Origin of the sequence: Chitinophaga fulva, from assembly GCF_012927205.1 — a bacterium.
In the GTDB taxonomy this organism is placed as follows: Bacteria; Bacteroidota; Bacteroidia; order Chitinophagales; family Chitinophagaceae; genus Chitinophaga; species Chitinophaga fulva.
This window is the reverse complement of the sequence record NZ_JABBGC010000003.1, coordinates 860,476-886,819: the sequence shown is the minus strand read 5'-3', so window position 1 is coordinate 886,819 and position 26,344 is coordinate 860,476. Positions and strand designations below refer to the sequence as shown.

At 44.4% G+C, this 26,344-nt stretch carries 22 protein-coding genes and 1 tRNA gene; 14 read left to right on the top strand and 9 right to left on the bottom strand.

The annotated features are described in order from the left end of the window. Nucleotides 1–284: 284 nt before the first annotated feature. The 5 genes from HHL17_RS26935 (at nucleotide 285) to HHL17_RS26915 (ending at nucleotide 7,603) form a co-directional block, all read left to right on the top strand. Nucleotides 285–1,460, top strand: a complete 1,176-nt coding sequence (locus HHL17_RS26935; RefSeq protein WP_169227934.1) for an efflux RND transporter periplasmic adaptor subunit — start codon at nucleotides 285–287, stop codon at nucleotides 1,458–1,460. 112 nt (nucleotides 1,461–1,572) lie between these two features. Further along, nucleotides 1,573–4,770, top strand: coding sequence for an efflux RND transporter permease subunit (locus tag HHL17_RS26930; protein ID WP_169227933.1), 3,198 nt, complete (start codon nucleotides 1,573–1,575; stop codon nucleotides 4,768–4,770). A 75-nt stretch (nucleotides 4,771–4,845) separates the two neighbouring features. Then, the gene (locus HHL17_RS26925; protein WP_240975972.1) at nucleotides 4,846–6,225 is read left to right on the top strand and encodes an efflux transporter outer membrane subunit; all 1,380 of its coding nucleotides are present in this window, start codon (nucleotides 4,846–4,848) and stop codon (nucleotides 6,223–6,225) included. 242 nt (nucleotides 6,226–6,467) lie between these two features. Further along, complete coding sequence (locus HHL17_RS26920; protein WP_169227931.1) at nucleotides 6,468–7,394, top strand: NAD-dependent epimerase/dehydratase family protein; 927 nt, start codon at nucleotides 6,468–6,470, stop codon at nucleotides 7,392–7,394. Between the two features lie 124 nt (nucleotides 7,395–7,518). Beyond that, nucleotides 7,519–7,603, top strand: a tRNA-Ser gene (locus HHL17_RS26915). A gap of 229 nt (nucleotides 7,604–7,832) precedes the next feature. Here the strand turns inward: HHL17_RS26915 and HHL17_RS26910 are convergent. Beyond that, entirely contained in the window at nucleotides 7,833–8,855 is a 1,023-nt protein-coding gene (locus HHL17_RS26910; protein WP_169227930.1) for a ParA family protein, read from the bottom strand. Nucleotides 8,856–9,697: 842 nt separating this feature from the next. On the opposite strand from HHL17_RS26910, the gene HHL17_RS26905 reads away from it, so the two are divergent. From HHL17_RS26905 to HHL17_RS26895, 3 genes are all read left to right on the top strand, one after another. Beyond that, nucleotides 9,698–10,420: a DUF4145 domain-containing protein gene (locus tag HHL17_RS26905; RefSeq protein WP_169227929.1), complete on the top strand. Its 723-nt coding sequence runs from the start codon at nucleotides 9,698–9,700 to the stop codon at nucleotides 10,418–10,420. Nucleotides 10,421–10,500: 80 nt separating this feature from the next. After that, the gene (locus tag HHL17_RS26900) at nucleotides 10,501–11,268 is read left to right on the top strand and encodes a hypothetical protein (RefSeq protein WP_169227928.1); all 768 of its coding nucleotides are present in this window, start codon (nucleotides 10,501–10,503) and stop codon (nucleotides 11,266–11,268) included. Nucleotides 11,269–11,796: 528 nt separating this feature from the next. Next, on the top strand, nucleotides 11,797–13,095 hold the full coding sequence (locus HHL17_RS26895; RefSeq protein ID WP_169227927.1) for a PDDEXK-like family protein: 1,299 nt from the start codon (nucleotides 11,797–11,799) through the stop codon (nucleotides 13,093–13,095). A 248-nt stretch (nucleotides 13,096–13,343) separates the two neighbouring features. Here HHL17_RS26895 and HHL17_RS26890 read toward each other — a convergent pair whose 3' ends face one another. Further along, a complete protein-coding gene (locus HHL17_RS26890) occupies nucleotides 13,344–14,111 on the bottom strand; it encodes a hypothetical protein (protein WP_169227926.1) in 768 nt (255 codons plus the stop codon). Nucleotides 14,112–14,541: 430 nt separating this feature from the next. Between HHL17_RS26890 and HHL17_RS26885 the strand changes: the two genes are divergently transcribed. The 4 genes from HHL17_RS26885 (at nucleotide 14,542) to gap (ending at nucleotide 17,397) form a co-directional block, all read left to right on the top strand. Further along, on the top strand, nucleotides 14,542–14,841 hold the full coding sequence (locus tag HHL17_RS26885) for a hypothetical protein (RefSeq protein WP_169227925.1): 300 nt from the start codon (nucleotides 14,542–14,544) through the stop codon (nucleotides 14,839–14,841). A 103-nt stretch (nucleotides 14,842–14,944) separates the two neighbouring features. Then, complete coding sequence (locus HHL17_RS26880) at nucleotides 14,945–15,673, top strand: helix-turn-helix domain-containing protein (protein WP_169227924.1); 729 nt, start codon at nucleotides 14,945–14,947, stop codon at nucleotides 15,671–15,673. A gap of 63 nt (nucleotides 15,674–15,736) precedes the next feature. Beyond that, entirely contained in the window at nucleotides 15,737–16,282 is a 546-nt protein-coding gene (locus HHL17_RS26875) for a dihydrofolate reductase family protein (RefSeq protein ID WP_169227923.1), read from the top strand. A gap of 92 nt (nucleotides 16,283–16,374) precedes the next feature. Continuing rightward, nucleotides 16,375–17,397, top strand: a complete 1,023-nt coding sequence (gene gap / locus HHL17_RS26870) for a type I glyceraldehyde-3-phosphate dehydrogenase (protein ID WP_169227922.1) — start codon at nucleotides 16,375–16,377, stop codon at nucleotides 17,395–17,397. A gap of 88 nt (nucleotides 17,398–17,485) precedes the next feature. On the opposite strand, the gene HHL17_RS26865 is transcribed toward gap, so the two are convergent. Next, a complete protein-coding gene (locus HHL17_RS26865; protein ID WP_169227921.1) occupies nucleotides 17,486–18,385 on the bottom strand; it encodes an alpha/beta hydrolase in 900 nt (299 codons plus the stop codon). Nucleotides 18,386–18,480: 95 nt separating this feature from the next. Between HHL17_RS26865 and HHL17_RS26860 the strand changes: the two genes are divergently transcribed. Beyond that, complete coding sequence (locus HHL17_RS26860) at nucleotides 18,481–19,350, top strand: LysR family transcriptional regulator (RefSeq protein WP_169227920.1); 870 nt, start codon at nucleotides 18,481–18,483, stop codon at nucleotides 19,348–19,350. Between the two features lie 65 nt (nucleotides 19,351–19,415). Here HHL17_RS26860 and HHL17_RS26855 read toward each other — a convergent pair whose 3' ends face one another. Then, nucleotides 19,416–20,222 (bottom strand): hypothetical protein, encoded by an 807-nt coding sequence (locus HHL17_RS26855; RefSeq protein WP_169227919.1) that lies wholly within the window; start codon nucleotides 20,220–20,222, stop codon nucleotides 19,416–19,418. A 67-nt stretch (nucleotides 20,223–20,289) separates the two neighbouring features. On the opposite strand from HHL17_RS26855, the gene HHL17_RS26850 reads away from it, so the two are divergent. Continuing rightward, entirely contained in the window at nucleotides 20,290–20,940 is a 651-nt protein-coding gene (locus HHL17_RS26850; protein WP_169227918.1) for a hypothetical protein, read from the top strand. A gap of 39 nt (nucleotides 20,941–20,979) precedes the next feature. On the opposite strand, the gene HHL17_RS26845 is transcribed toward HHL17_RS26850, so the two are convergent. The 5 genes from HHL17_RS26845 to HHL17_RS26825 all read right to left on the bottom strand — a co-directional run bounded on the left by HHL17_RS26845 (nucleotide 20,980) and on the right by HHL17_RS26825 (nucleotide 26,189). Beyond that, nucleotides 20,980–21,486 carry a helix-turn-helix transcriptional regulator gene (locus tag HHL17_RS26845; RefSeq protein ID WP_169227917.1) on the bottom strand — a complete coding sequence of 169 codons (507 nt, stop codon included), beginning with the start codon at nucleotides 21,484–21,486 and terminating at the stop codon, nucleotides 20,980–20,982. 17 nt (nucleotides 21,487–21,503) lie between these two features. Further along, nucleotides 21,504–22,025 (bottom strand): hypothetical protein, encoded by a 522-nt coding sequence (locus tag HHL17_RS26840; RefSeq protein ID WP_169227916.1) that lies wholly within the window; start codon nucleotides 22,023–22,025, stop codon nucleotides 21,504–21,506. Nucleotides 22,026–22,189: 164 nt separating this feature from the next. Then, the gene (locus HHL17_RS26835) at nucleotides 22,190–23,203 is read right to left on the bottom strand and encodes an NAD-dependent epimerase/dehydratase family protein (protein WP_169227915.1); all 1,014 of its coding nucleotides are present in this window, start codon (nucleotides 23,201–23,203) and stop codon (nucleotides 22,190–22,192) included. A gap of 64 nt (nucleotides 23,204–23,267) precedes the next feature. Next, on the bottom strand, nucleotides 23,268–23,843 hold the full coding sequence (locus HHL17_RS26830) for a Crp/Fnr family transcriptional regulator (RefSeq protein ID WP_169227914.1): 576 nt from the start codon (nucleotides 23,841–23,843) through the stop codon (nucleotides 23,268–23,270). Nucleotides 23,844–23,993: 150 nt separating this feature from the next. Beyond that, a complete protein-coding gene (locus HHL17_RS26825; RefSeq protein ID WP_206156183.1) occupies nucleotides 23,994–26,189 on the bottom strand; it encodes a TonB-dependent receptor domain-containing protein in 2,196 nt (731 codons plus the stop codon). Nucleotides 26,190–26,344: the final 155 nt, after the last annotated feature.

The following is a 26,344-nucleotide window of genomic DNA, read 5'->3' as shown; positions in this document are numbered from 1 at the left end:
ATGATGTTGCCCGTGCATCATTTAAAAAATTTGAAAACCATGGATATTCATTAGCAGCACAACTGCAATGCCCTTTCTTTTATTTTTTATTTACAGAAGTAACATTTTGTTGCGTGCTTACGTATAACCAGCTGTGACGTTATACGTGGCCCGAAGCCGCAACCTTGACTGCCTGTACTTTCCTCTTGAATGCTGTTACTAAAACTGCTGCTGTGAAGCAATGTGAGTTGTATTGTCTTCGCAACGGAGAGGAAAAAAATTGTCGTATGATTAAAAAAACAAGTATGAAACCAAAAAGATCCGTTTTTGCAAACTTGCCGGCAGGCTTACTCTATAGTGTCGTGATTCTTTCCTTGTTGTCTGGCTGCGGTGCTTCAGAAGCGCACATGGAAGGACAGCAGGCGGCAGCTTTACCGGTATTGAAACTGAATGCAGTGCCTGCCACTACTTACCGCGAATACAGCGCAACGCTGGAAGGCCGTACCAATGTGGACATTCGTCCGCAGGTGGAAGGTATACTTGATAAGATTTATGTAGATGAAGGAGCTTTCGTGAAAGCCGGTCAGCCATTGTTTAAAATCAATGACCGTGTGTACACAGAAGTACAGAGCAACGCGAACGCCACACTGCTGGCCGCTAAAGCTAACCTGGAAAAAGCACAACTGGAAGTAGATCGTCTTGCCCCGCTGGTAAATAACAATGTGGTAGGCGAAGTACAACTGAAAACTGCGCAGGCCAACTACCAGGCGGCCAAAGCAGCGGTATCGCAGGCACAGGCCCAACTGGGCAGTGCAGGCATCAATGTAGGCTATACGCTGATCACAGCGCCTGTTAGTGGTTATATCGGCAGAATCCCTTACAAAGTGGGTGCGCTGGTAGGCCGTGCAGAGCCGCAGCCGCTGACAGTATTGTCTGATGTAAACCAGATGTACGCTTACTTTTCCATGAGCGAAGGTGACTTCCTGAAATTTAAAAACGAAACTGCCGGCAGCAGCATTGCTGACAAAGTAAAACAGCTGCCGCAGGTAGAACTGAAACTGGCTGACAATACCATCTACACTGAAAAAGGAAAAATAGAAACCATGGAAGGTCAGTTTGACAAGACCATGGGTGCTATCAGCTTCCGCGCCACTTTCCCGAACGGAGCAGGACTGCTGCGTACCGGCAACACCGGTAAGATCCGCATCCCTGAACAATTCTCCGAAGCCGTGGTGATTCCGACAGAAGCTACTTATGAGCTGCAGGACAAAGTGATGGTGTTTGTTGTAGCCGACAGCAACAAAGTGACTGGTGTTCCCATTACTATATCCGGTAAAAGCGGTAACTACTATTTTGTGGAGAAAGGGTTGAAGTCCGGCCAACGGATTGTTTACTCCGGTCTGGACCGTCTGCATGACGGTACGGTGATCGCTCCGCAACAGATGTCACTTGACAGTTTGCTGAAAGTAAGACCGCTCTAATGTTTCGTGATGCATCCGCAAAGCGGGGGCCAGCCATTAATGGTGTTGCGCTTTGCGGATAACCCTCATTCCCGTCGTCCTTTTCGGATGATGCTTAAATACTATTGACATTATGTTTAGAAAATTCATAGAACGGCCAGTATTGGCTACCGTTATATCCATCCTCCTGGTCTTGCTGGGAATACTGGGGCTGGTGACCCTTCCGATGAGCCAGTTCCCGGACATTGCGCCGCCCAGCGTAGCCGTAACGGCCTCTTACCCGGGCGCCAACTCCGAAGTGGTGGCCCGTTCCGTGGCCACGCCTATTGAAGAGGCGGTGAACGGGGTGGAGAACATGACTTACATGACTTCACAATCCAACAACGATGGTTCCATGACGCTCAACGTCTACTTCCGCTTAGGCACCGATCCGGACCTGGCTGCGGTGAACGTGCAGAACCGCGTGGCCAAAGCTACCAGCCAGTTGCCCGCAGAGGTGATACAGGCCGGTATCAGCACCCAGAAAGTACAGAACAGTATGATCATGGTGGTGAACCTGCAGAGTGACAAACCGGAGTATAACGAGACCTTCCTGCAGAACTATGCGAAGATCAATATCATCCCGGAGATACAGCGTGTAAAAGGAGTTGGTCAGGCCATGGTGTTTGGCGCCAAAGATTACTCTATGCGTATCTGGTTGCGCCCTGACAGGCTGACCGCATACAATATGTCTCCGCAGGAAGTACTGGGCGCTATCCGCGACCAGAACCTGGAAGCAGCGCCCGGCCGTTTCGGTGAAGGCAGCCAGGAATCTTTTGAGTATATTATCAAATACAAAGGTAAGCTCAACAAGGACCAGCAATATGAAGACATCATCCTGCGTGCGAATGCCGATGGTTCTGTGCTGCGCCTGAAAGATGTGGCCCGTGTGGAATTTGGTTCATTTACCTATGGTAGTGATACCAGGGTAAACGGTAAATATGGTATTGGTATCGCTATCAATCAGACTGCGGGTTCCAACGCGAATGAAATACAGGAAACGATCAACAAGCTGATGAAAAAGGCAGAGAAATCTTTTCCTACCGGTATCGAATACTTTAACATTTACAGCACCAAAGAATACCTGGATGAGTCTATCGATCAGGTAAAACATACGCTGGTGGAGGCTTTTATCCTTGTGTTTATTGTGGTGTTTATTTTCCTGCAGGATTTCCGTTCTACATTGATTCCGGCGATAGCCGTTCCAGTGGCTATCATTGGTACCTTCTTCTTTATGAAGTTGTTTGGCTTCTCCATCAACCTGCTCACCTTGTTCGCATTGATCCTGGCGATCGGTATCGTGGTGGATGACGCCATTGTGGTGGTGGAAGCGGTGCATGCGAAGATGGAGAAAGGGGCGAACCCGCGTATCGCCACGTTGTCGTCGATGCAGGAGATATCCGGTGCCATCATTTCCATTACGCTGGTGATGTCTGCCGTGTTTATCCCGGTAGGCTTCATGGAGGGTCCTGCGGGCGTATTCTACCGGCAGTTTGCCTTTACGCTGGCCATCGCCATTTTGATTTCGGCACTGAACGCGTTGACGCTCAGTCCTGCGCTCTGCGCCCTGATCCTGAAAAACAATCACGGCGGCCATGGAGAAGAGCTTGGTAAACTGAACGGTCATGCAAAACAGCAGCAAAGCTTTGGCAAACGTTTCTTTGCCGCTTTCAATACCGGCTTCAATGCCATGACAGAAAAGTATGCGCGTAGCCTGCAGTTCCTTATCAAACGTAAGTGGCTGACGATTGCAGGATTGCTGATCATCGGCGGGGTTACCTTCTGGATGATGCGCAAAACGCCTACCGGCTTTATTCCTACAGAAGACCAGGGCTTTGCCGTGTTCGTGGTGAATATGCCTCCCGGTTCATCACTGGAGCGTACCCGTCAGGTAGTAGATAAAGTGGAGCACGTTGTAAAAGACCTGGAGTCTACGCACGCTTACCTTAGCGTGTCCGGCTTCAACTTCCTCAGCAATTCCAGCAGTGCCACTTCCGGCGTGGGCTTTATTAAACTGAAACCACATGCGGAGCGTGGCAAGATCAAGGACATGAACGCTATCATGGGTATGTTGCAGGGTAAGTTTGCAGCCATTCCCGAAGCTAATATTTTCGCGATCAACATGCCTACTGTGCCGGGCTTCAGTAACGTAGCCGGTTTTGAAATGGTATTGCAGGACCGCACTGGTAGCGGATCACTGGAGAAGCTGGGTGGTACCGCTTATGGATTTATTGGAGAGCTGATGAAACGTAAAGAGATTGCTTTTGCGTTCACCACTTTCAACAATGGCCACCCGCAATATGAAATAGAGATCGACGACCGTAAAGCCAAGCAGTTGGGCATTCCGGTGAGCGACATTTTGCAGACTATGCAGGTGTATTATGGTAGTATGTTTGCGTCTGACTTCAACCGCTTTGGCAAATACTACCGTGTGATTGTACAGGCCGATGCAGAACTGCGTAAAGATCCTTCCTCACTGGATGGGGTATACGTAAAAAACCAGTTCGGTGAACAGGTACCTATCAATACTGTGGTATCACTGAAACGCGTATACGGTCCTGAAACAGTGACCCGCAACAACCTGTTCAACGCCGTTACCATCAACGGTCAGGCTAAACCAGGCTACGGTAGTGGAGACGCTATCAGGGCAGTAGAAGAAGTGGCTGCGCAGTATCTGCCCAGGGGTTATACCTATGAATGGGTGGGTATGACCAAAGAAGAGATCAGTGCCGGTAACCAGTCCACCATCATCTTCACTTTGTGTCTGATATTCGTGTACTTCCTGCTGGCGGCACAATACGAAAGTTATATCCTGCCACTGGCGGTGATCCTCTCCATACCGTTGGGTATCTTCGGTGTGTTTGCGTTCATCAACCTGTTTGGTATCGATAACAATATATATGTACAGGTAGGTTTAATCATGTTGATAGGGCTGCTGGCGAAAAACGCCATTCTGATCGTGGAATACGCGGTACAGAGAAGACGCAGTGGCATGGGACTGGTAGCATCCGGTATCCGTGCGGCCCGCCTGCGTCTGCGCCCTATTTTGATGACCTCCTTCGCCTTTATCGCAGGTCTGTTGCCGTTGATGCGCGCTACCGGTTCTTCCGCACTGGGTAACCGTTCCATCAGTACCGGTGCTGCCGGCGGTATGCTTACCGGTGTCGTGTTGGGCGTGTTTGCCATCCCGGTATTGTATGTGATATTCCAGTTCCTGCAGGAAAAAATCAGTCGCAAACCTATTGTGACAGAGCAAGAGAAAAAAGAGGAGATGGCCGAACTGGTGCACTAACAGTCAACAGATCTATTACCAGAAACAGAAAAAAGACAGATGAATACCAGATATAGCACATTCATAATTTTGTTGTTGTCCTTAGTTGTAGGGTTAGCAGCTTGCCGGGTAGGCCGCAATTACGAGCGGCCCCCGGTGGCGCTGCCCAGTCAATTCGGCAACGTAGCGCTTTCCGATAGCAGCATTGCTGAAATGGAATGGAAAAGATTCTTCAGTGACGCCACCCTGCAGCAGTTGATCGATAAAGCCCTTACCGGTAACTACGATCTGCAGCTGGCCGTAAAAAGGGTAGAAGCGTCACAGGCTTACCTGAAACAAGCCAAAGCCGCATGGCTGCCGGCGTTCAACGCCACGGCCACCGCTAACACCAACTTCCCGTCCAAGAATAGTTTCACCGGTATGAACCTGAGTAATTTCAACTTTGGTGATCATATCGAGGACTATAACCTGGGTGTTGGTATGTCCTGGGAGATTGACGTATGGGGTAAAATCCGCCGTCAGCGGGAAGCTGCACAGGCCACCCTGTTACAGTCATATGAAGGACAGCGTACCGTACAGACCGGACTGGTAGCCGCCATCGCCAGCAGTTATTTTAACCTGCTGATGCTGGACAACCAGCTGGCCATCGCCAAACGCAACGTAGAGCTGAGCGACACCATCGTACAGATGATCCGCCTGCAGAAAACAGCCGGTGAAGTAACTGAACTGGCCGTGCAACAGGCTATTTCCCAGAAGCAGACCGCTGCCTTGCTGGTGCCGCAACTGGAGCAGGGTATTGGCATCCAGGAAAACGCTATCCGTATCCTGACCGGCGAACTGCCTGCACCGATCAGCAGGACCAGCCAGCTGCGTGACTTTAAAGTAGCAGATTCCTTACCTACCGGTATTCCTGCCGGCATGGTAAGCCGTCGTCCGGACGTGAGGGCTGCTGAACTGGGCCTCGTAGCCGCCAATGCACGTGTAGGCGCTGCCCAGGGCAATATGTACCCTTCCCTGAACATTACCGCCAACGGTGGTGTGAACGCCTTCAAAGCCAGCAACTGGTTTACCCTTCCTGCCTCTTTATTTGGTACCGTGGCGGGTAGCATTACCCAGCCTATCTTCCAGCGTCGTACCCTGAAAACACAACTGGAAGTAGCCAAAATAGAGCGCGAGCAATCTGTGATCTCCTTCCGCCAGGCAACGCTTAACGCCGTTGGCGAAGTAAGCGATGCCTTAATCAAACTGGACAAGCTGAAAACACAGCAGCAGATTGCAAGAGAGCAGGTAGCTACTACCCAGCTGGCCGTACAACAGGCACAGATGCTGTTCCGCAGCGGTATGGCCACTTATCTCGAAGTGATCACCGCCCAGTCACGCTCCCTTCAGGCAGAACTGGGACAGGCAGATGTCGACCGCCAGCGCCTGAGCGCTATGGTAGACCTGTACCGGTCACTCGGTGGCGGATGGAAATAGCATCGACCTAAAAAAATAACAGACAGGCTATCATCAACAGACAGGAAATTAGTGAAGATAGCATGGCGATAGTGAATAAAAGACGCGCAGAAAGAATTTAAGAATCAACAGCAGAACAAAGCTCAACAGCAAAAAAGTAAGCCAGATAGAAAAGAGGGAGCCCCGTTCAGTTGTATACTGAACGGGGTTTTTCTTTTCAGGTTGCCAGTGAGAGCAGTTTTGTTACAGTAAAAATCAGCAAGATGAAACAGACTATTTTAGGTGCCGGTGGTGCCGTTGGCATAGAAGTGGCCAGGGCACTCACCACCTACACCCATGACATCCGCCTTGTTGGCAGGAATCCCCAAAAAGTCAATGCCTCCGATGAAGTGTTTAAAGCAGACCTTACCAACCGGGACCAGGTATTCCGGGCAGTAGCCGGTAGCGGTATCGTTTACCTGACACTCGGGTTCGAATATAGCACCAGGGTATGGAAAACAGCATGGCCCGCACTGATACGCAACGTCATCGACGCCTGCCTCGAACACCAGGCTAAACTGGTGTTCTTTGACAACGCCTATGCCATCGGCGGGAACCATGTGAACCATATTACAGAAGACACACCCTTCCGGCCGTCGAGCCAGAAAGGCCAGGTCAGAACAGAAGTAGACGAGATCCTCCTGCAAAGCATAGCACAGCGGCAGCTGCAGGCCCTCATCGCCAGAGCGCCGGATATTTTCGGTGACATCAAAAGAAACAGTGTATTGATGCACCTGGTGTATGATAACCTGGTCAGAGGCGAGAAAGCCGTCTGGCTGTGCAATGCCGACATTACTCACAGTATCGGCTATACGCCGGAACTGGCCAAAGGTACTGTCATGCTGGGCAACGCCGCCGACGCTTACAACCAGATATGGAACCTGCCCGTAGATCAGCAACGTATTACCGGAAAAGAATGGATACAGCTGTTTGCGCAGGCATTGGGTAAAAATGATGCGTTTGACCTGTTGCCCGCATCACTGGTGAAAGAGCTGGGCGTGGACAACCAGATCATGCACGAGCTCTTCGAGATGTTGTACCAATACGACCGCGACTACTATTTCGACAGCTCCAAGTTTAATCAACGATTTAATTATACGCCTATGACCCATGCACAGGCCGTGCAGGAGACCGTGGCGCGGTTAGCTTAGTTTTTTGACTGATACCAGTACCAGCCGGTAGCAGCAGGCCCACATGCAGCTTTTCCGGCTGGGCTGTATTTTTTGTAATTTTTTTTGGCGATTTAAAAAGACTTATATACCTTTGCGCTCCACTGGAGAGTTGGCAGAGCGGTCGATTGCGGCAGTCTTGAAAACTGTTGACTGTAACAGGTCCCGGGGTTCGAATCCCTGACTCTCCGCTTTTTTCGATTAGAGCCAAATGGAATACTTGATTCCATTTGGCTCTTTCTTTTTGCCTTTATTTACTATATTCCTCTGATCACTTATGATGGACACCCTTGTTTCGGGCTAATGCTTCCTACTGCAAAGTGCATTCGGAACTTACACCCTAGAGCTATAACAAATACCCTGGACACAAAAAAGCAGTGCCCTGATATGCACTGCCTTTTATTTTACTCGTAGATTTATTTACAATTGAGCTACTATCCTTTTAACTGCCGTTATGCAATTATCTAAATACTCCTCTTTTACTGTGGTGTCCACGCCAAACATGGTGTGCTTTCCAGTGCTTAAGATAGAAAAGGGCGTTGCTTTAGCAAATGCGACTACTCCGGCTGTTTGGAAGTCCCTGACCTCTACAATTCCGTCAGTAAGATTTGTAAATGTAAAACACTGAGGGTTGGAGGATATAACGCTATTTAAATCTGTATCTATTGAGGATAAAACAGATGCATACGCTGATGAAGGCCCCATATATTGGTTTTGTCTGTTTTTGACAACTAAGTGTATCTTGGGTAGCGGTCTATTTTCACCAGTCAATTTCGTGTTGAAAGCATACTGGTTATAGATCGAAGATGGTAAACTCAAACCATATACAAGGGAGAAGACATTCGTCAATGCTCTTCTAGAACTATCGTCTGCCATAACAGGGACTATTAAACGCTGCGATGCGGATAATGCAATCTGTGTATAGATGGCAAAACTAGGGTTAGTGTCGATGAATATCTGATCGTATTTTTTTTCTCCCTCAGCTGCGGCAATTAGATCATTCAACCAGTCTATAATGGTGATGTATGTATTAACACCAGGAATCTGAGTTATTGACAGAGCCGAAATTGAATTTGACTGTAATTCGACTATTCTATCACCTGCTATCAAATCAATATTTGTGGGTATATTGTTGTTAAACGCGGCAGGGATGGAAATATAAGACGACGGATTTATCTGAGGTGTTTGAAATGGATAGGAAAATCTATCTTGAAAGTAGCCACCTATTGAGCGTGAAGGGCTGCCAGTGTACAAAGTACTGAGGTTTGAGCTTCCTCCGCCAACTAACCCACCCATTAGTAACTCTGACAGATTAGCTTGCGGGCACAAATCAATAACCAAGATTTTATCATTAGGATTTTGAATTGCGTACTCAGTAATTGTTTGAAAGGCTAAACTTGTCTTTCCCGTCCCTCCTTTGTTATTCCAAAATGCATATCTCATAAATTGTAAAAAGTAGTTTTTTAACGTGACAATCTCATTGGTCTTTATACCTCACGTATCAGGATTAAGCTTTCCGGGGAATGACAGGCGGGAAAAAATGTTTGTTTTTATTATTACGATGTATATCTTTGTGCTGCGTTATTTGAAGAATCCTCGCTAATCTTAAAGGGTGAACAAGGCCCTCGAGGTAAGTAAATCCCGTTACTGTAACCCTCTTCGTGTTTTAAAGTTTTTCGTTCTAATAACTATTTTGTCGTTATGGGCAGTCGCATGTATTATGCCAATGTGCCTAACTGACCATTTAATGAAAAAATGGCAGTTAAATTTGGCTAGTTATACCATTTTCGCGGGTAAAGCTGCTAAGTGACATGACAACTTGCATTAATATACCAATTCGATACAGATATGGCAAAAATTTTCGATTACTTAAGGAATCTCACTTTTGTTCAGATTCTGGTTTATCTTGGCAATATTTTGTAATAAAATGAGCAATTTTACCCACATCTTCTGCAAAAAGTGTCGAAAGTTGTAACCGTCGCCCCGCTTTTTCGATTAGAGCCAAATGGAATCAAGTATTTCCATTTGGCTCTTTCTTTTTGCCTTTATTTACGATATTGCGTAGGTTATAATCCTATTGGGCCTTTTCTTAATTTTAGATTGAAGGTGAGCACTTACATTGGGCATTACTTCCTCAGTTTTCCCAATATCCTTGGCCTCTTAACGCCAAAATTTCAAGACTGAAAATGGCTATAGCATTTTATAATCTTTGGCTTTTTAAAAATCTGTAACTGTATTTTTAACGAAGAAATCAAATCCGTATTTATACCTATTAATATCAATTTATGGATAGAAAACTCTGGTTAAGCGACACTAAAAACAAGCCCTGTCCAACTTGCCGTTCTGGCAGGTTAACTTATGACAGTAGGAGAGCAATATTATCGGAAACAAAAGAGTCCTTGGAAAGGAATGAATATCATAATAACGGTACAGTTGCCCCTGATAGTGATTTCTTGGTTTCTGCGCACCTAAGCTGTGACGAATGTAAAGATGTTGTAACTGTTATATATGAGCGCTTAGATGATGTAAGACATACAGATGAGAACGGGTTTGAAATTAGTATATGGACACCGATAATCTATCATCCAGCACCATATTTAATTGACGTTCCAACAGCATTGCCGGATAATGTAAAAAAGCATTTAATTAAGTCCTTCGGTCTTTTCTGGTATGACCAAGCTTCGTGTGGAAACAAAATCAGGGTTGCTTTAGAGAAAATACTAGACAGCTTTGGACTTCAATCTCAAGACGCCACGGGCAAATTTATAACCCTGGGAAGTAGACTTCAAACATTTGCTGGCATAAAACCAGAAACTAAATCTTTCCTTGAGGCTATTCGATGGCTGGGGAACAGTGCTAGTCATGATGATAAACTAACAAAAGAAGACTTACTCGATGCTTATGAATTAATCGAACTTTCACTGGAGCTACTTTACAAAGAAAAGGAGAATTCTCTTCTAACTCTTAGTCAACAAATAATCGCAAACAAAGGCCCTATACAAAGATAATCTTCTAGCGGTCGCATAATTACCCAAGAATATATTTGATTGTACAAAAAATCGATTTATTAAAAAACTAACACTAATTCATGCCAATCATCAATAAAATATTCATAATACAATCACTGAAAACAATAGACCCTTTAGAATCGGGAAAAGAGCTTTCCAGTCGGTTATCATCTGCAATTCCCGTAGATTTTAAAGATGTCGAGACAGATATAGAAGTCTTTGAACATCTTGATAACGTACAAGCTGAAATATCTGAGACTAACGAAAAGTATGTCATTCATTTTGTTTGCCATGGGAACGAAGATGGTATTGGTATATTTGATAAGTCGGATAATGTTTCTTTTATAGCTTGGGAAGATTTAAGAGAGAGGTTTAGGGATATTTATTTAGCAACGAAACAAAGAGTAATGACTAGCTTTTCAAGTTGTGAAGGTCTTAATGTTGTGAAATTAATAGCATCTTTCAAGCCTTGCCCATTTGATTCTGTGACTGGATCATTTGAAAAAATAAGTTTTCGAGATAGTGTAGATGGATACGAACATTTCTATAACAAAATCTATAACGGTGAAACTATAGAAGCTGCAATGGAAGAAACAAGAAGAAAATACCCATCAATGGGCTTTTCAGCTTTTACGACACAAAAACTCGTAAAAATTGGTTGGGATGGTTACCTTACAACACAATTTACACCAGAAAAAGTTAAAGAGCGAAAAGCACAAATTATCACTGCAGTAACTTCGCTAAAAGGTTCTATTACTTCTAGGGAAATTGAAATTATAGACAAGAAACTATCGAAGAAAGAGGCTACAAAGGACTTCGAACATTATAAAAAAATATTCTTTTCGTAAATTGCATGAATTCGTATTCTTTTAACTATTACACATTATTATTTATTATATCTGACCTTATTACCACAATCTTGAACTTTCCCAAAAGAATAGTAAGTGTGAACAAGGAAAAGACGAAGTAAGCAAAACAGAGGATTGTCCCAATTTAGAGGTATTTTCTGTATTGTTGGGACAATTCTATCTCATGTTACATTTTACTATACCTCAAGTATGCTCAGATTTTGGCAATTCTTGCGATAAATTGGCAGATTTTGCCTAAATCTTCCACAAAAAGTGTCGAAAGTTGTAACCTTCGCCCCGCTTTTTTCGATTAGAGCCAAATGGAATCAAGTATTCCATTTGGCTCTTTCTTTTTGCCTTTATTTACGATACCTCTGGGTAATAACCCGGTTTTGGAATGTAGCAATTCCAAAATTGCTCCTGTTGCGTTCAAAAAAAATTGCCGACAACATTACAGGTATAAAGTTCTCCCATCTTATTCAATCCTGAAATATTACTTTTATATTGAACGTAAAAAACTATTATGAAATGGTTGAAAAGTTATTTGCTGAGATAGAGGAAGTTTTCAACGAGTATAAAGAGTCAACGAAGGTAAATGGGGACGCTTTTAATGTATTCCAGATACTGGGGCTTAGTACCCGTGAAGTAAGGACGCATAGCGCCTTTATTGCAGAATTACTGAACCCTGATGGATCACATGGCAAAGGCACTAGGTTCCTCTCTCTTTTTATTGCCCAATTGACAACTAAACGGGATGAAAATAATGAATGTATCTCGCTACCAATTGATATAAATGAAAAAACAATTGTAAGAAAAGAGATGTCAATAGGGGTTATCGATGATGATTATGAAAACGGTGGCAATATTGATTTAATAATAGTTGATGGGGGTACAAAATCAGCTATGATTATTGAGAATAAAATTTATGCAGCAGATCAAAGAAATCAACTTTTAAGGTACCATAATTATGGTAAAAAGGAGTTTGAAAATTTTAAGCTCCTATATCTGACACTAACCGGACAGAAAGCCACTCAATGGAGTACAGGCGGCGTTTTACGAGAAGAAGACTATGTATGTGTATCCTATCAGAAAGACATTTTATCCTGGCTGGAAAAATGCCAGGAGCATACAGATGGGATACTTAAAGGCACTATTGCCCAATATATTCATTTATTGAAACTCTTAACAGGTGAAACAACATATAAAGAAATGAGAGACGATATCAATAGGAAAATTAGAGAAACTTCATCCACCTTTGAAATAGCAAAAAAAATCAGTGAGGAGTATAACCGTATAATCAATGAACAAATACCAGGCAATCTCGAAAAAGTCATAGAAGATCGTTGGAAAGAAGTTTTTCCTAAAACAGATGGGCAGCTCCGGTTATTTACATATAGGAAAAATGAGAAAGTATTTGAGGTTTATATATCCGTTTCCAGCGAGGATAGATGGCATATACAAATATGGCCGCTAGAAATGAAGAACGGACAACCTGTTTTTGGTGTCGCAAATGAAGCTGAAATAGAATTTATCCGCGATGCAATTTCCTTAATTAGAAATAAAGAATATACGAACAGAAGTTACCAAAATAGGAACTACTCTGTCTGGCTTTTCTCTATTCATGACATTAAGCCAGAGAACCAGTATGAATTACTTAAGCCTGAAAAAGCCGCCGAGTGGGCGTCAAAAGTTCTCAATGAAACTGAGGTTGTACTTCGTTCGTTTATTGAATCCCTTTTCAGCAGGTCATCAGAAAAAATCAGTGAAATTGAATGGAATATTGAAGATGCTAAGATCTGTCAATTAATTGCAGAGATGCATAAATAAAATGAAAGAAGTACAATGGATATGTCGCTGTGATAGATACAGCATCCCTATAGTAAACCAGGGGTAAAGGTGGACTTGATGCGGGAATGTTCTTTGGATGTATCGTGTCAATGAAATATAACAGGCAGGATGGAGAAGATGCGGGACATGCATGTAAAGGCAGGCTAACAGGTTAAGCCTGTGGGCAGTAGGTTGGAATATGTAGTTTAAAGGGATCATCAGTATACAGTTGCCAGGCAGGAGATGGCTTATTCCCGCTGAATGACGGGGAGGAGGAGATGCACTGAAGCGGCGGCCGGTATTTTTTCTGACAGCAGTTTTAACCGAGGGAGTTCCGGACAGATCTGTTTGTGTGGGGCCTCCGGCAGGGGTGGTGGCGGCTCTGCTGCAATAATATCAGCGGCGAAGTATTTCGTGTCGCAGGAAGGAACATGGTCCTGTATACCTCTTACCTGTAGCACAACTATCAATGTTCCTTTACCCGGTACCTCCACATTACATGCTGCCCCTTTAAAATCTTCCCCGGTTTTTACTGTGAGTACAGCGCTTTCCGTACCTACTACCTGGTGTGTAGCAAAATGGATACGGGCGGCGATCACTTTTATTTCCAGGCTGTTGATGTCTTTGCATACCGGTAATGCTTGTGGCGGAATGTACAGGATACCATCATGGGAGAGTCTGGGGGCATGGATGAGAAACCTGTCTGTTCCCGTATGCCGGTTGAACCTGAAGCCGGTAATGCTCCTAATGTTATTGCCGGTGGCGGGAATGAGTGCGCTGGTCAGCCTGTTGATATGCCCGCTATCACAGCCAGCATCCAGCTTGCCCAAAAAAGCACTGCGGATGAGCGCTCCTTTTTTGCTGGCGATGCCAAATTGTTGAGCGGCCCTGCGGGTAGCTGCCGTCTGCCGGACGCATGAAGGCATGCTTCGCAGGAAGTGTTTGCCATTGCGCCTGTAACCGATCAGGTTGCCGAGTCTGCCGGTGAAGGTGATGAGAGAAATCTGTTTTGCCATAACGAATGATACTGATGATAGCTAAAGGTAGCATTATCAGCAAAAGCCATTTGATAGCTATACTGAAGATTATTCAATAGTATGGTCTGGCTGCAGTGGAAATATTCAGGCGGAGTTCATCAGGCATTAGATATCCGTTAAAGCCGGGTAAACCAGGGTTAGAAAATTTTGAAAATACACAACAGGAAAGCAGGGACACGGTTTTTCAGTCCCCAACTTTTCAACCTGGTCCCTCAAAAGTAGTAATTCAGGATTTTTCCCGAGCTTTATGATACTGACTACGATACTCGCCCTCTGGTAAAGTTTAAGCGAGACATTGCCAAGGACATCAATTTACTGGGTCCTTAAATATACCAGCCAAAATTGGTAAGTTTGAGCGTAGATCCGAGACGGAGACAGCGTGTAGGCCAGTTTTCATCAAATACCAGGTATGCAAATTGAATTAAGTAAGGAAAAATTAAATTCACTTTGTACAAAGGCTAAAGAGAGCCTCTCAGCATGCATTAGTGATAAGGAAAATGAATTTTTGCGCGAAGAACTTGGGGTGCCCTGGACATCCGTATTAGTAATGGATAGTGGAGTGAAAATTGCCTTTTCTGGGATGATAACCGAAACGTATACAGTAGAAGTATATTTGAAACTGTATGTAGCAGGTGAACAAATTGGAGAATATACCTATTACGAAGATGAAAAAGGTGTTCCCCAAGATGATAGTTTTGTATTGTATTAAGGTTGTTATAAAAGCTTTCGGATATATTCCGGAGGCTTTTTTGTTTTCAGGTTATATGACCGGTTCTTTTGTATCTTTATGACTAACCAATTTAGTGCTGGTAATGAAACATCATGCAGCTAAACCGTGCCCGGCATTAACAAACCATATCCATTCTTTTTGGGAACTGAAAGGCGATGACAACGACAGCCAATGGGAACGGATATTTCCTGACGGATGCCCCGGGATCATTATCAATTTAGGAGAATCCTGCAAAACAGATAGTGGCCTGGCTATGATGGAGCACGGTAAAACATACGTGGTAGGCGCCATGACTACCTTTAAGGATAGTTTTGTTGACACGAATACCCATCTGTTAGGTGTGTGTTTAAAACCAGCAGCGTTTTCGTCTTTCTATAAGTATGTTTCCCAACATGAATTGACTGATCACACCGTTGAATTTGACCAGTCCTACTCATTTGATATAGGGAAGATCATTAAAGACCCCTATGCGTACCTCAACCGCCATTTTTTAGACAGGAAAAGAAGTGTCAACCAGGTACTTCAGTCTGTTCTGAAGGATATTCAGATGCATAGCGGAAATGTAAGCATCTGTGATATGGCTAAAAGGAATTTTACCACCGTCAGGCAATTGGAGCGGATGTTTAAAACGCATATCGGTTTAACACCGAAGGAATATGTAAAGATCATCCGCTTTCAGTCCGTTCTTCCCATGATGAATGCCCCAATGAAGCGCTTATCTGATATCGCTTTTGAAGGTGGATTTTATGATCAGTCACATTTGACGAATGAGATGAAGCGGTATACAGGACTGACTCCTGCACGATTTTAATTTTGTCGCATTCTTCCAAAAAGTAACGGGAGCTGGTATTTATTTTTGTGAAAAGCTTTTAGCATGAAAAAAATCATTTTGAATTTGGCTGTTACTTTAGATGGGTTTATTGAAGGACCCAATGGAGAAGTTGATTGGTGCATTATGGATGATGATATGGAATTTGGCAGTTTTATATCAAGCATTGATACAATATTCTACGGGAGAGTAAGTTATGACGCCTGGGGAAATTTCCAACCGGATGAAAATACCAATCCGGCGGAAAAGGAGATGTGGCAAGGAATACATTCAAAGAAGAAATATGTCTTTTCGCGCCGGAGCCGGCAAGATGAAAAGGCTACATTCATCAGCGCTGATATTGTTAACCAGGTGGCTGACATAAAGCGGCAGAACGGTAAAGATATCTGGTTGTATGGTGGCGCAAGCCTTATCAAGACATTTATACAATCAGGGCTTATTGATGTGTATAAGGTGTCGGTGCACCCGGTAGTTTTGGGAACCGGTAAACCATTGTTTGAAGACATAAAAGAACGAATAGGTTTAAAGCTGACAGAGACCCAGGTTTTTAAATCGGGTGTGGTACAATTGACCTATGAACCTGTAAGTTAGATAATAAAGAGCAACGATTTTTCGGCGCGCCCCGCAGCTTTTTTATTATTTGGGAGTTATCAAATAACTTTGCCCTTAATAACTACATAAATATGAGGATAGCTATTAATGGTTTTGGACGTATTGGCAGAATATGTTTACGCATGTTACTGCAAAGAAAGGGAATTGAAGTCATTGCAATAAATGATCTGGCAGATACTCCAACATTGGCACATCTTTACTGTTACGACTCTGTACATGGACCGTACAAAGGTGAGGTAGAGGCTACTGCGGATGCTTTGATTATTGATGGGAAATCGATTCGTATCTTAAATGAGCGTGATCCGCTGAAGTTGCCCTGGGCTGATCTGAATATCGATTTAGTAATCGAATCGACTGGTAAGTTTACTACGAGGGCCGCCGCCGGATTGCATTTGCAGGCTGGAGCCAAACAGGTTATTATATCTGCGCCATCCCCTGATAAAGACATTCCTACGGTGGTATTAGGGGTTAACGATCATCTGATAGATCTAACATCACCTATATTATCCAATGCGTCGTGCACCACTAATAATGTGGCACCTATGGTAAAGGTTTTAGATGATAATTGGGGAATCATGGATGGGTATATTACCACCGTCCATTCTATGACCGGGGACCAGAACCTGCATGATGCGCCACATAGAGACCTTCGTAGAGCGCGTGCTGCATCAGCATCCATTATACCCACATCTACAGGTGCTGCAAAAGCAATCACCAACATATTTCCGCATTTGGAAGGTAAAATGGGCGGTGCGGGGATACGTGTGCCGGTTTTGAATGGTTCCCTTACCGATTTTACCTGCATCCTGAAAAAACAACCCAAAGATGTAAATGAAATTAACGCCAGGTTTAAAGAGGCGGCACAGACTTCGATGAAAGGCGTGTTGAAATACACAGAAGCTCCCATCGTATCTGTAGATGTTATTGATAATCCTTATTCCTGTACTTTCGATGCTTTATTAACCTCGATTGTAGGCGATTTAGTGAAAGTTGTGGGCTGGTACGATAATGAATTCGGATATTCTAACCGTTTAGCTGATTTAGTGGTACGCATTGCGGAACTGCAACATCAGGCTGCAGCGACAAGTAAATAGAAATATTATCGATGAAACGCTCCGCTGGTAAAGCCGGACAGTTTAGCGAAAAATCAGGGGCCTTCGGATGCGCATCCGAAGGCCTTTTTTATTGTACCAGTTTATTCCTGAGATACTCCGATATCGCTGCGATGGCCTCTTTACCCTGATCTATTACACCTCCCATCTGAAAGAAACCATGTATCATTTTCGGATACAGCTGTTCTGTTACTTCCACATTTGCCTGGCGGAGCTTGTGGGCATAGTTGATTATCTCATCCCGCAGCGGATCGTATTCTGCTGCGATAATATAGGTATCAGGCATGCCTGACAGGTCATCGTTGTATATAGGTGCCGCCTTGATTTTATCGTCCGTATAATAATTCCACAGTTCAATACCGCTCTTAAGGGTTACAATAGGGCCTTCCGCAAATATTGACCAGGAGGGCGTTGCCAGAGAAGAGTCCGTGGCAGGGTATATGAGTACCTGGCATATGATGCCTGGCAATGCTCCCGCTACGGCCGTAGCCAATGTACCTCCGGCGCTGTCCCCGGCTACGGCTATACGATGACTATCGATGCCCAATTCCGCTGCATGGTCAATGACCCACCTGGTTGTGTCGATACAATCGTTCAGGCCATGTGGAAAGGGGTATTCCGGAGCAAGCCTGTAATCCACTGAAATAATCACCGCACCTGATAAATTGGCCAGTTGCCGTAAAGGACGGTCATGGCTTTCGAGGCTTCCTTTAAAGAATCCGCCGCCATGAAAATATACTACTGCCGGTAATGGTTGCTGGTGAGATGGTCTGTAAATCCTGATGTTGATCTTCCGGTCCGGGAATGCTACGGTTTTATTATCAACTGCAAATACTGCTTCCTCTTCTCCTGCAAGTGGTATCAGCCTTTCGTAGAATTCTCTGGATGCCTGTAACCTGTCTGCTATATGTGTAACTTTAACTGACTCCATGTAGGTCAGTACTTCCTGTACCTGTGGTAAAATCTCCATTGTATTATTATTTAGGGCAAATCTCCGCCGTAGATATCTTTTAGTAAAATAGCTTAATTTATAGGCGGTCATAAAAACAATTATAACTTTAGGGAATGGTAAATCTGGAATGGTACAGAACATTTAAGGCTGTTTATCAAACGGGGTCGCTGACAGCCGCATCGAAGATCTTGTTTATATCACAGCCTAATGTGAGCCAGCATCTCGCTTTGTTGGAGGCGCATGTTGGCCAACCGTTGTTTGAACGGAAGCCGAAGATTGTGCCTACAGACTACGGTAAATTGTTTTATACGCAGGTAGTGGCGCCATTGGAGATGCTGGAGCAGGTGGAGGAGGGGTTTAGTGCTGCCGGCTTAAAAAAGCAACCGTCTATAATCCGGCTGGGTGTTGTTCAGGAGTATTTTCAGGCTGTGTTATCAGATAATATAACCGCCGTGGATGCCAGCCTGGTATTGTCTTTCGGGCGGACCAAAGAGTTGTTGGGCCGGTTGCACAAGGGAACATTGGATTTTGTGGTGGCGACTAAACTGGCGGATTACACGAATCTTACTTTTGAACCTATCCGGCAGGAGCATTTTATCATCGCGGGGAGTAAAACAATAAACACCACTGAATTTGATCGATATATAAAAAAGGAAGACTGGGAAAGCGCAGAGGCCTGGTTGTTAGCGCAGCCCTGGTTTGCGTATACTACAGATCTTGCTATCATCCGTAAATTCTGGAAAAAGAATTTCTACAAACGTCCGGCTATAAAGCCATCCTGTGTCATACCGAATATGAGCCTCATCTTAAAATCAATTAAGCACAGCACTGCTTTGACCATCGCTGCGGATTACCTGCTGGATGATGACCAGAAGGTGATTTGGAGCGGCAGGTCGCCTATGGAGAATACCTTGTATCTTTCCTATGATAAAACGAAGGCGACAGCTGACCAGGTAAAATTGATGAAACAATTTTGTCAGTAAATATTGTTGGAGAAACAGCGTTAAAGGTCAATATGATGGCCTTAAACGCAGTTCCTTGAAGTGACCTACCTCTTTTCTGCCAGTGTTTTAACCTGGTTCTTTAACTCACCTATCTCCGCATCATACTTCTTTTGCTGGTCAATCAGATAGCGGGTAAGTTCTTCTACTTTCTTCAGCAGGATTACATTCATCTCAGCCACGTCGATGTTGTTCTTTTCTATTTCCGCCGCTGACGGCACGTCTGGTAAGTGTTTGTGAACTTTTATATATTGTTCTACACTTTGCAGGGAGGGTAATTTGTAGCTGTCTTCGAAAACATAGTCTGGCCATGTACTGCCTGCTTTTACTTTAATTCTTTCGGCTAATATAGTGCCCGCAACCGCCAGCCTGTAACCGGGTATGACATTCGTTCCTATTCCCACATAACCATCATTTCCTACATTAAATACTGAATTTCCGATACTATCCAATACTGCAAAAGGTTTGGCTCCATATCCCTTTACCAGCGTAGATCCGTTCTCTTGCAGGAATAACCGGTCTTTTCCGCCATAGTCGGTATTCCAGGAGTTCGTCGTACCAGTCCATATTCGGTTCCAGTTGCTCCATGACCTGTTGTCTATCCTGTTGCGGTACTTCAGTTCTCCAAAGAAGAAGGCCTCCAGCTGAAAATTGCCGGTAGAAGAGCCAGGGCCGTTGAACTGGAACAGTGTTGAGGTGTGTTGCCCTATATAGTTAATGTTATATACACCATTTTCAAGACATGCGTCACGCTGCGAGCTGTCGAAATTACCGCGGAAGATAAATGTGTCCTGGCAAAAAGTACTAAGGCAAATAAAAAACAAGGGAAGAAAGAAAAAAAGTTTTCTGAACATAGGTATATGTTTTATTTTACGCCAAAGGTAAAAAGATTAATACCGCCTTTGTTCATTTACAGCCTGTATGAAACATTTTTTATTGTTACTCCTGCTTCCAGCGATGCTTTCCTGCAAGGGACAAAATAACCCAAAGTATCTTGGAGGTACCTACGGAACCTTCCATCTGGATAAGATTACATTTGCTGAGCAACCGGACACCCTCCTATCCAAAATTGAGCGGTATTACAAACTGCCGGAGGATGACGGCTATTTTAATGATACCATTAAACAATTCATTAAAACCGGTACCCTGTTCCATATCTACCGGATACTGCCGAAGCATGTTACTGCCGGGATGTTTATGTTTAATACGCTGAAATTGCCCGCCGGGCAGATAGTCGATTTTTATGTAGACTCGTCTCAAAGACTGAGGAAGCTGGAGTTTTCTGTTTACATGACCGAAGCCGAATACAAGAAACTGATGGCAGATAGCAAAGGTCTGAAAGATATCACCCCGGATAATGTTAGGAAGTTCAACCAGGATAAATATGTCATCTTCCAACAGGAAGATGAGCAAAAGCAGACAACACTATATTGCCTTGATAACCGGAAAGAGAATGAGCCGGGTAAGGACTATTTTCTGCGGATAGCAGTGATGAGCCTCCGGATAAAGACAGATAAGTTTTACAAGCGGCAGCATACGGATATGCGTATGGGAGCAACGGGAAAAGAATAAACGGATTGTCTGACAGGTTGGCCTCAAAAGGGTTGCGTCTTAGGCAATCTGTAAGACTTTTTCGTAGTCGTATTTCTTATACTTCTTTTCCAGCCTTGTCTCCTGCTCAAACTTTATCATTTCATTTTTAAACTGGACTCTAAGCCATAAATCAGCAGGGATATGAAAGAAATGTCCAAATTTTAAAGCTAGCTCGGGATTGAATTTTCTATCTTCTTTATAGTATTTATTTAAATTGGCGAGATCAATTTCGATATAATAGGCAAATTCTCCCTTTTTCAATTTCAAAATACGCAGGAAATCGTTGACAAAATCCCGGATAGATCGCATCTCATTTGCGGTGATTGTTTGATCTAAAACATAGGATTCCATTTGATAGCGAATGGCTAGCATTTCGTTTCTTATTAATCGCGCGGTGCTTCGGCTTGCATGATGTTCTTTGGCTGAAGCATCGACAATTGATTTGTGCTTTGCACTTCTTGCGTGACCATCTTTGGGCTTGAGGGTGACATCCGGTTGGTGGTGGGTTCGTTTTTTCTTTTCCATTGCACAAATTTTTGAATTTATTCTGTTCTTTTCAGGTATTTTTCTACAAGCTTTTCGCCGTCTTCATCTGCTATAACCATGGTGGTGGTTGTACCGATTCGTTTTGCGTTGTATCTTGTTGAATACACTTCCATTAGTTTTTTCTCATTTTCCATATGCTCTTCCAGAACATCAAGTTGCAAGTAGGCTCTATAATAGTCCTGACCAAGCCGGACACTCAACATAAAAGCATAAGCGATAAGACAACCAGCAACCCAATCATACTTCTTTCCCTTGTTCCGGTTATGGGGCGCGACTTCAATCATAGATAAATACGGCGCCTTTTTATCGATGAGCTGAAATATCATGCATCCCTCGACGACAAGCGGATTTTCGTCAGTGACTAAAAGATACCCTGAGGCGTTTTTCAATTTTTGAAGCTCTTTATCAAAATTGAATTGCCAGCCGTCATGTATGGACGGCATCTCCTTGAGGGTCCCTGCCCTGATTAACGCAGAGATTTCATTGCCGGACTTAACCTCAAAAATTTTTACCTGCAATTTTGTTTCATTTCGCTGAATATTTTAGTTATTCAAAGATACGTAAAAATTGGTACAAATTGTACAAATATTTGAAGGGATGGCGATTGCCTCCCTGGGAACCAGAACTGTGCATTGTTTAATATCATTGGAAGGGTTGCTGTATTAAGCAACCCTTTCTTTTTCTAGCTCAAACGATGTCCATTTTCACGTAAATAGTGCATGGCCTCTTTTACGGCATCTACGCTGTTTTTAGGCTTGAAACCCAATTCTGTCCTGGCTTTTGAAATGTCAAAGTCCTGCTGCAATCCTGAAAACATAGCAATGTCTTTGGTGGTGAGTACAGGAGCTTTTCCGCTTATTTTACTTCCTGTTTCCATCAGCCAGGCTACAGTATATAATATAGATTTGGGAACGGCTACCGGCAACTTTAACTTCAATTCCGGGAATAATTCCTGTGCGATCTTTGTAGTTTCTTTAATGGAAGTGCATTTCTCGTTGGCCAAAATGTATCTTTCGCCGTTTTTCCCTTTGGTAGCGGCAAGATAACAGCCTTCGGCTACATCCTTTACATCGATCCAGTTTAACGTGATATTGGTTTCAACCGGGATTTGTTTTTTTAGGATCAAACTGATAATGTTGTACGATACATTCAGTGGTGCATATGCGACGGCGCCTATCATTGCTGAGGGCAGTACGGCCACTAATTCTATTTGATGTTTTTTAGCCAATTCAAAAGCCAGTTTTTCTCCATCATTTTTCGAGTTGTAATACATATCCCTGCGATCTGGGTTGTAACCATTGCTTTCTTTTGCAGGGAGGCGGGTATAGTCCAATGCCGCTATCGAGCTTACATATACAATCCTTTTTACACCAGCTTCGGCTGCGGCCTCTATCGTGTTTCTCGTACCTTCTATATTGACATCGTAAATTTCCTTCCTGGGGTCCTTTGCCCATAATTTGAAAGATGCTCCTACAGCGTAAAAGGTATCCACTCCCTTTAAAGCCCTTACAAATGAAGCTTTGTCGGTAATATCTGCCTGTACCACTTCACAGTTCAGCCCGGCAAAAGGTTCCTTGTTTTTTAAATTGCGTACAGAAGCTCTCACCGGAATACCCTTGCTGAGAAGGAGTCTGACTAAGTTGTTTCCCAAATGTCCGTTTGCGCCCGAAACGAGCGCTAAGTTTTGTTGCTCCATATCCTATGATTTTAAATGATAGGATAAAGGTCAGTCTTGTCCATTTAATACTGCTTCGCAAATGTTACTTAATGATCTGTTTGCGGATGCGGCTCAGGCTTTTGGGATTCATCCCTAGGAAAGAGGCAATGTACTGCAAGGGTACGTTGTGGAGGATGTCGGGGTGCTCCTCCATCAGGTTTTTGTACCGTTGTTCTGCGGTAAGAGAGGCCAGCTCTTTTGAGCGCTTTTCATTATATGACAGAGATTGCTGAAAAACCAAAATACTGAAGTCTTTAAATGCCTGGCTTTCCCGGGTAAGGGTTTCCAAATCATTTTTGGTAATTCTCAGCAGTTCACAGTCTGTTATGCATTCCAGGTTTTCGTTGGATATTGTCTGGTTAATAAAATGAAAGTATGAAGTAATAAAACCGGGAGGACAATTGATATGTGTTGTCACTTCATCCCCTTTATCATTGTAGTGGAACAACCTTACAAATCCCGAAACGATAAAATACAGGTGTTTCGGAATTTTACCCTCTTCTTCAATAACACGGTTTTTGGGCTGGAGTACTGGCTCAAAGTATTGTCTGCACAGTGCTTCGTCACGGTCACTGAGTTTTATGCTGGCAGCAATGAGGTTTAATAGTTGTTCATACATGTGCTTTGATTTTTCAGTATATCTGCGATATTTATCAAAGATATCGCTTAAGATGGGATCAGCAGTCATAAATACCTGAACAGTATCTCTCGTTCGTGATAAGAACGAAAGATACTGTTCAGGAGTAACCGAAAGGATGATATATTGTTTTTAGTGCCGGCCGATCGGCGGCATCTTTTTCTCTTCACTGTTATTGTTGGATTTCAACGATCCAAATTTCCAGTTAAACGCTATGCGGAAGCCCCGGTTAAAATAATTGTTGACTTCCGTGCTGCGGAAACTGGGCGCTGTGGCCGTGCTACGCTGCAATAGGCTGTTTTGAAATGGATTGGTGACACCAATCATCACACTGGCTTTTTTATGGAGAAACTCCTTTTGCGCGGAGAAACTATAAGACCAGGACGCTGAATTTCTTCCCTGGAGCGTCACGTAACCATTGCTATAGTCTCCTGATGCCTGTACGGTGAAGTCTTTGGGTAATGACCAGGACACGTTTAAGTTGAAGGAATAGAAGCCTGCTTCATTTTTCACCTGGAGGGCGTCACTTTTGAACCACACCTGGTACAATTCCACTCCACCGTTGACGCTCAGGCTGCTGCTGAGGTCCATGGCGGCGTTGATGTTGGCGCCTAATCGTTTGTTGGCGGCAACGTTGCGTGGACTGGTCCTGGAGATGCCCAGGCTGTCTACGGTTGTCAGCATTTCGATAGCGTTGCTGTTGGAGCTGAAATACACGCTGTTATTTAATGTGAACCCGGACGGGGCGTTGTAGTTATACCCGGCTTCGAGTGTCCTGGTGGTTTCCGGGCGCAGCAGTGGGTTGCCTGACGTGAGGTTGCGGGGGTCGCTGGCATTCACGAATGGATTGAGGTCCCATATCCATGGCCTGCGGATACGTTCCGTATAGCTGAATTTCACATCATGCTGATCGTTCAGGGTTTTGGCGATCAGTAAGCTGGGCACGAGGTTGCTGAACGAAGCGTTGAAGGATGACGGCGCCCGCTGAAACTCGCTTCCCAGCCGGGTTCCCTCAAAACGAAGGCCGGTCCGGAACAGCCATTTATTTTCGGTTTCAAACTTCAGGCTGACGTAAGCTGCATAGATGTTCTGGAAATATTTCATGTGATCGGAACGGGAAGGTATTTCAATCAGGTCGGTGCCACCGGGATTATGCTCGTTGTTCCACGCGCTGTAGGAAGTGGAGGCGCTGGTGCGGCTGAATTTAACCCCTGTTTCGAGGACGTTCCTGCCGGATTTGTTCAGCGGATGGGTATAGTCTGCCTGGAGACTAAAGTCCCATGATTTGCTCCTGTTAGGCCCGGATTCACGAAAATAATTCACGCCCGATAACGTATACTGGTTGGTGTTGTATTCGGAGGGCTCGGTCATGTTGCTGACCTGGCCGAGGACCTGCAACTCCTGCACCTTCCGGCGGAACCGTTTTTGGTAGTTGGCAGAGAGCTCATAGTACCCCGAAGCGTATTTCTGGCGGCTGTTCTGGTTGTATTCGGTGTTGCTTTTGCCGTCCTGGTAACGGTTGTACAGTGTGCTGCGGGAGGGCCAGGAGCCGTTCCAGATGGTAAGCGTGGTGCTGATCTTTTGCAGGGAATCGACATGCCAGGTGAGGCCGGCGTCGCCGTAAAGGCTCCGCTCATGCTGGATGACTTCTGTCTGCTGCAGCAGTTCTCCCACCGGCTGACCATTGAATAAAGATGTCCTGTTAAGGGTGGAGGTCCTGCGCTCCCGTTGATTACTGGCATTGATGTTCAGGCTAAGTTCCACATTACCTTTTACAGTGCTTAGGGCTGCGCTGGCAGACTGTTCCAGGTTGCCGGCGCTGAAGGTGGTTTCCACACTGGTGCCCTTTATTTTCTTTTTGGTGATGATATTGATAATGCCTGCCGCTCCTTCTGCCTCGTATTTTGCGGAAGGGGAGGTGATCACTTCAATAGACGCAATGCTGCTGGCCGGAATCATCTTCAACGCTTCTTTCAGGTTTTTCGCGAAGATGCCGGATGGCAGCCCATTCAACAGGACTTTTATATTCGGGTCGCCCCGCATTTTTACTTCTCCGTCGGCGCCTACGGTCAGCAGGGGAACTTTCCGCAGCACATCGGTGGCGGAGCCGGCTTTGTTGCTGATATCGGCCGAGGCGTTATATACCAGCTTGTCGCCTTTCGTTACGACCAGCTTCTTTTTCCCACTGATGGTAATGGCGTTCAGGTTCTTCGTACTGCTGACGATATTGCTGTCGGACCGGGGCGAAGGAGGTTGCTGTGCATGGGACGTGAGAGTGGCCGACACACATAAAATGGATAAAAACAGTAATTTGATAACCGAAGGCATGGTTTATAGTTGAAATATCTGCAAAACAAGACGCTTTGGTTTCAACATAAAAAAATGAATGAGCAAGTCCCGGAATATGATGACCAACGCAGTTCATCATCCGGTTTTGCAGGTTGTATTAAAATGAGTGAGCTTTGTTTTAATTAAAGTGCTGG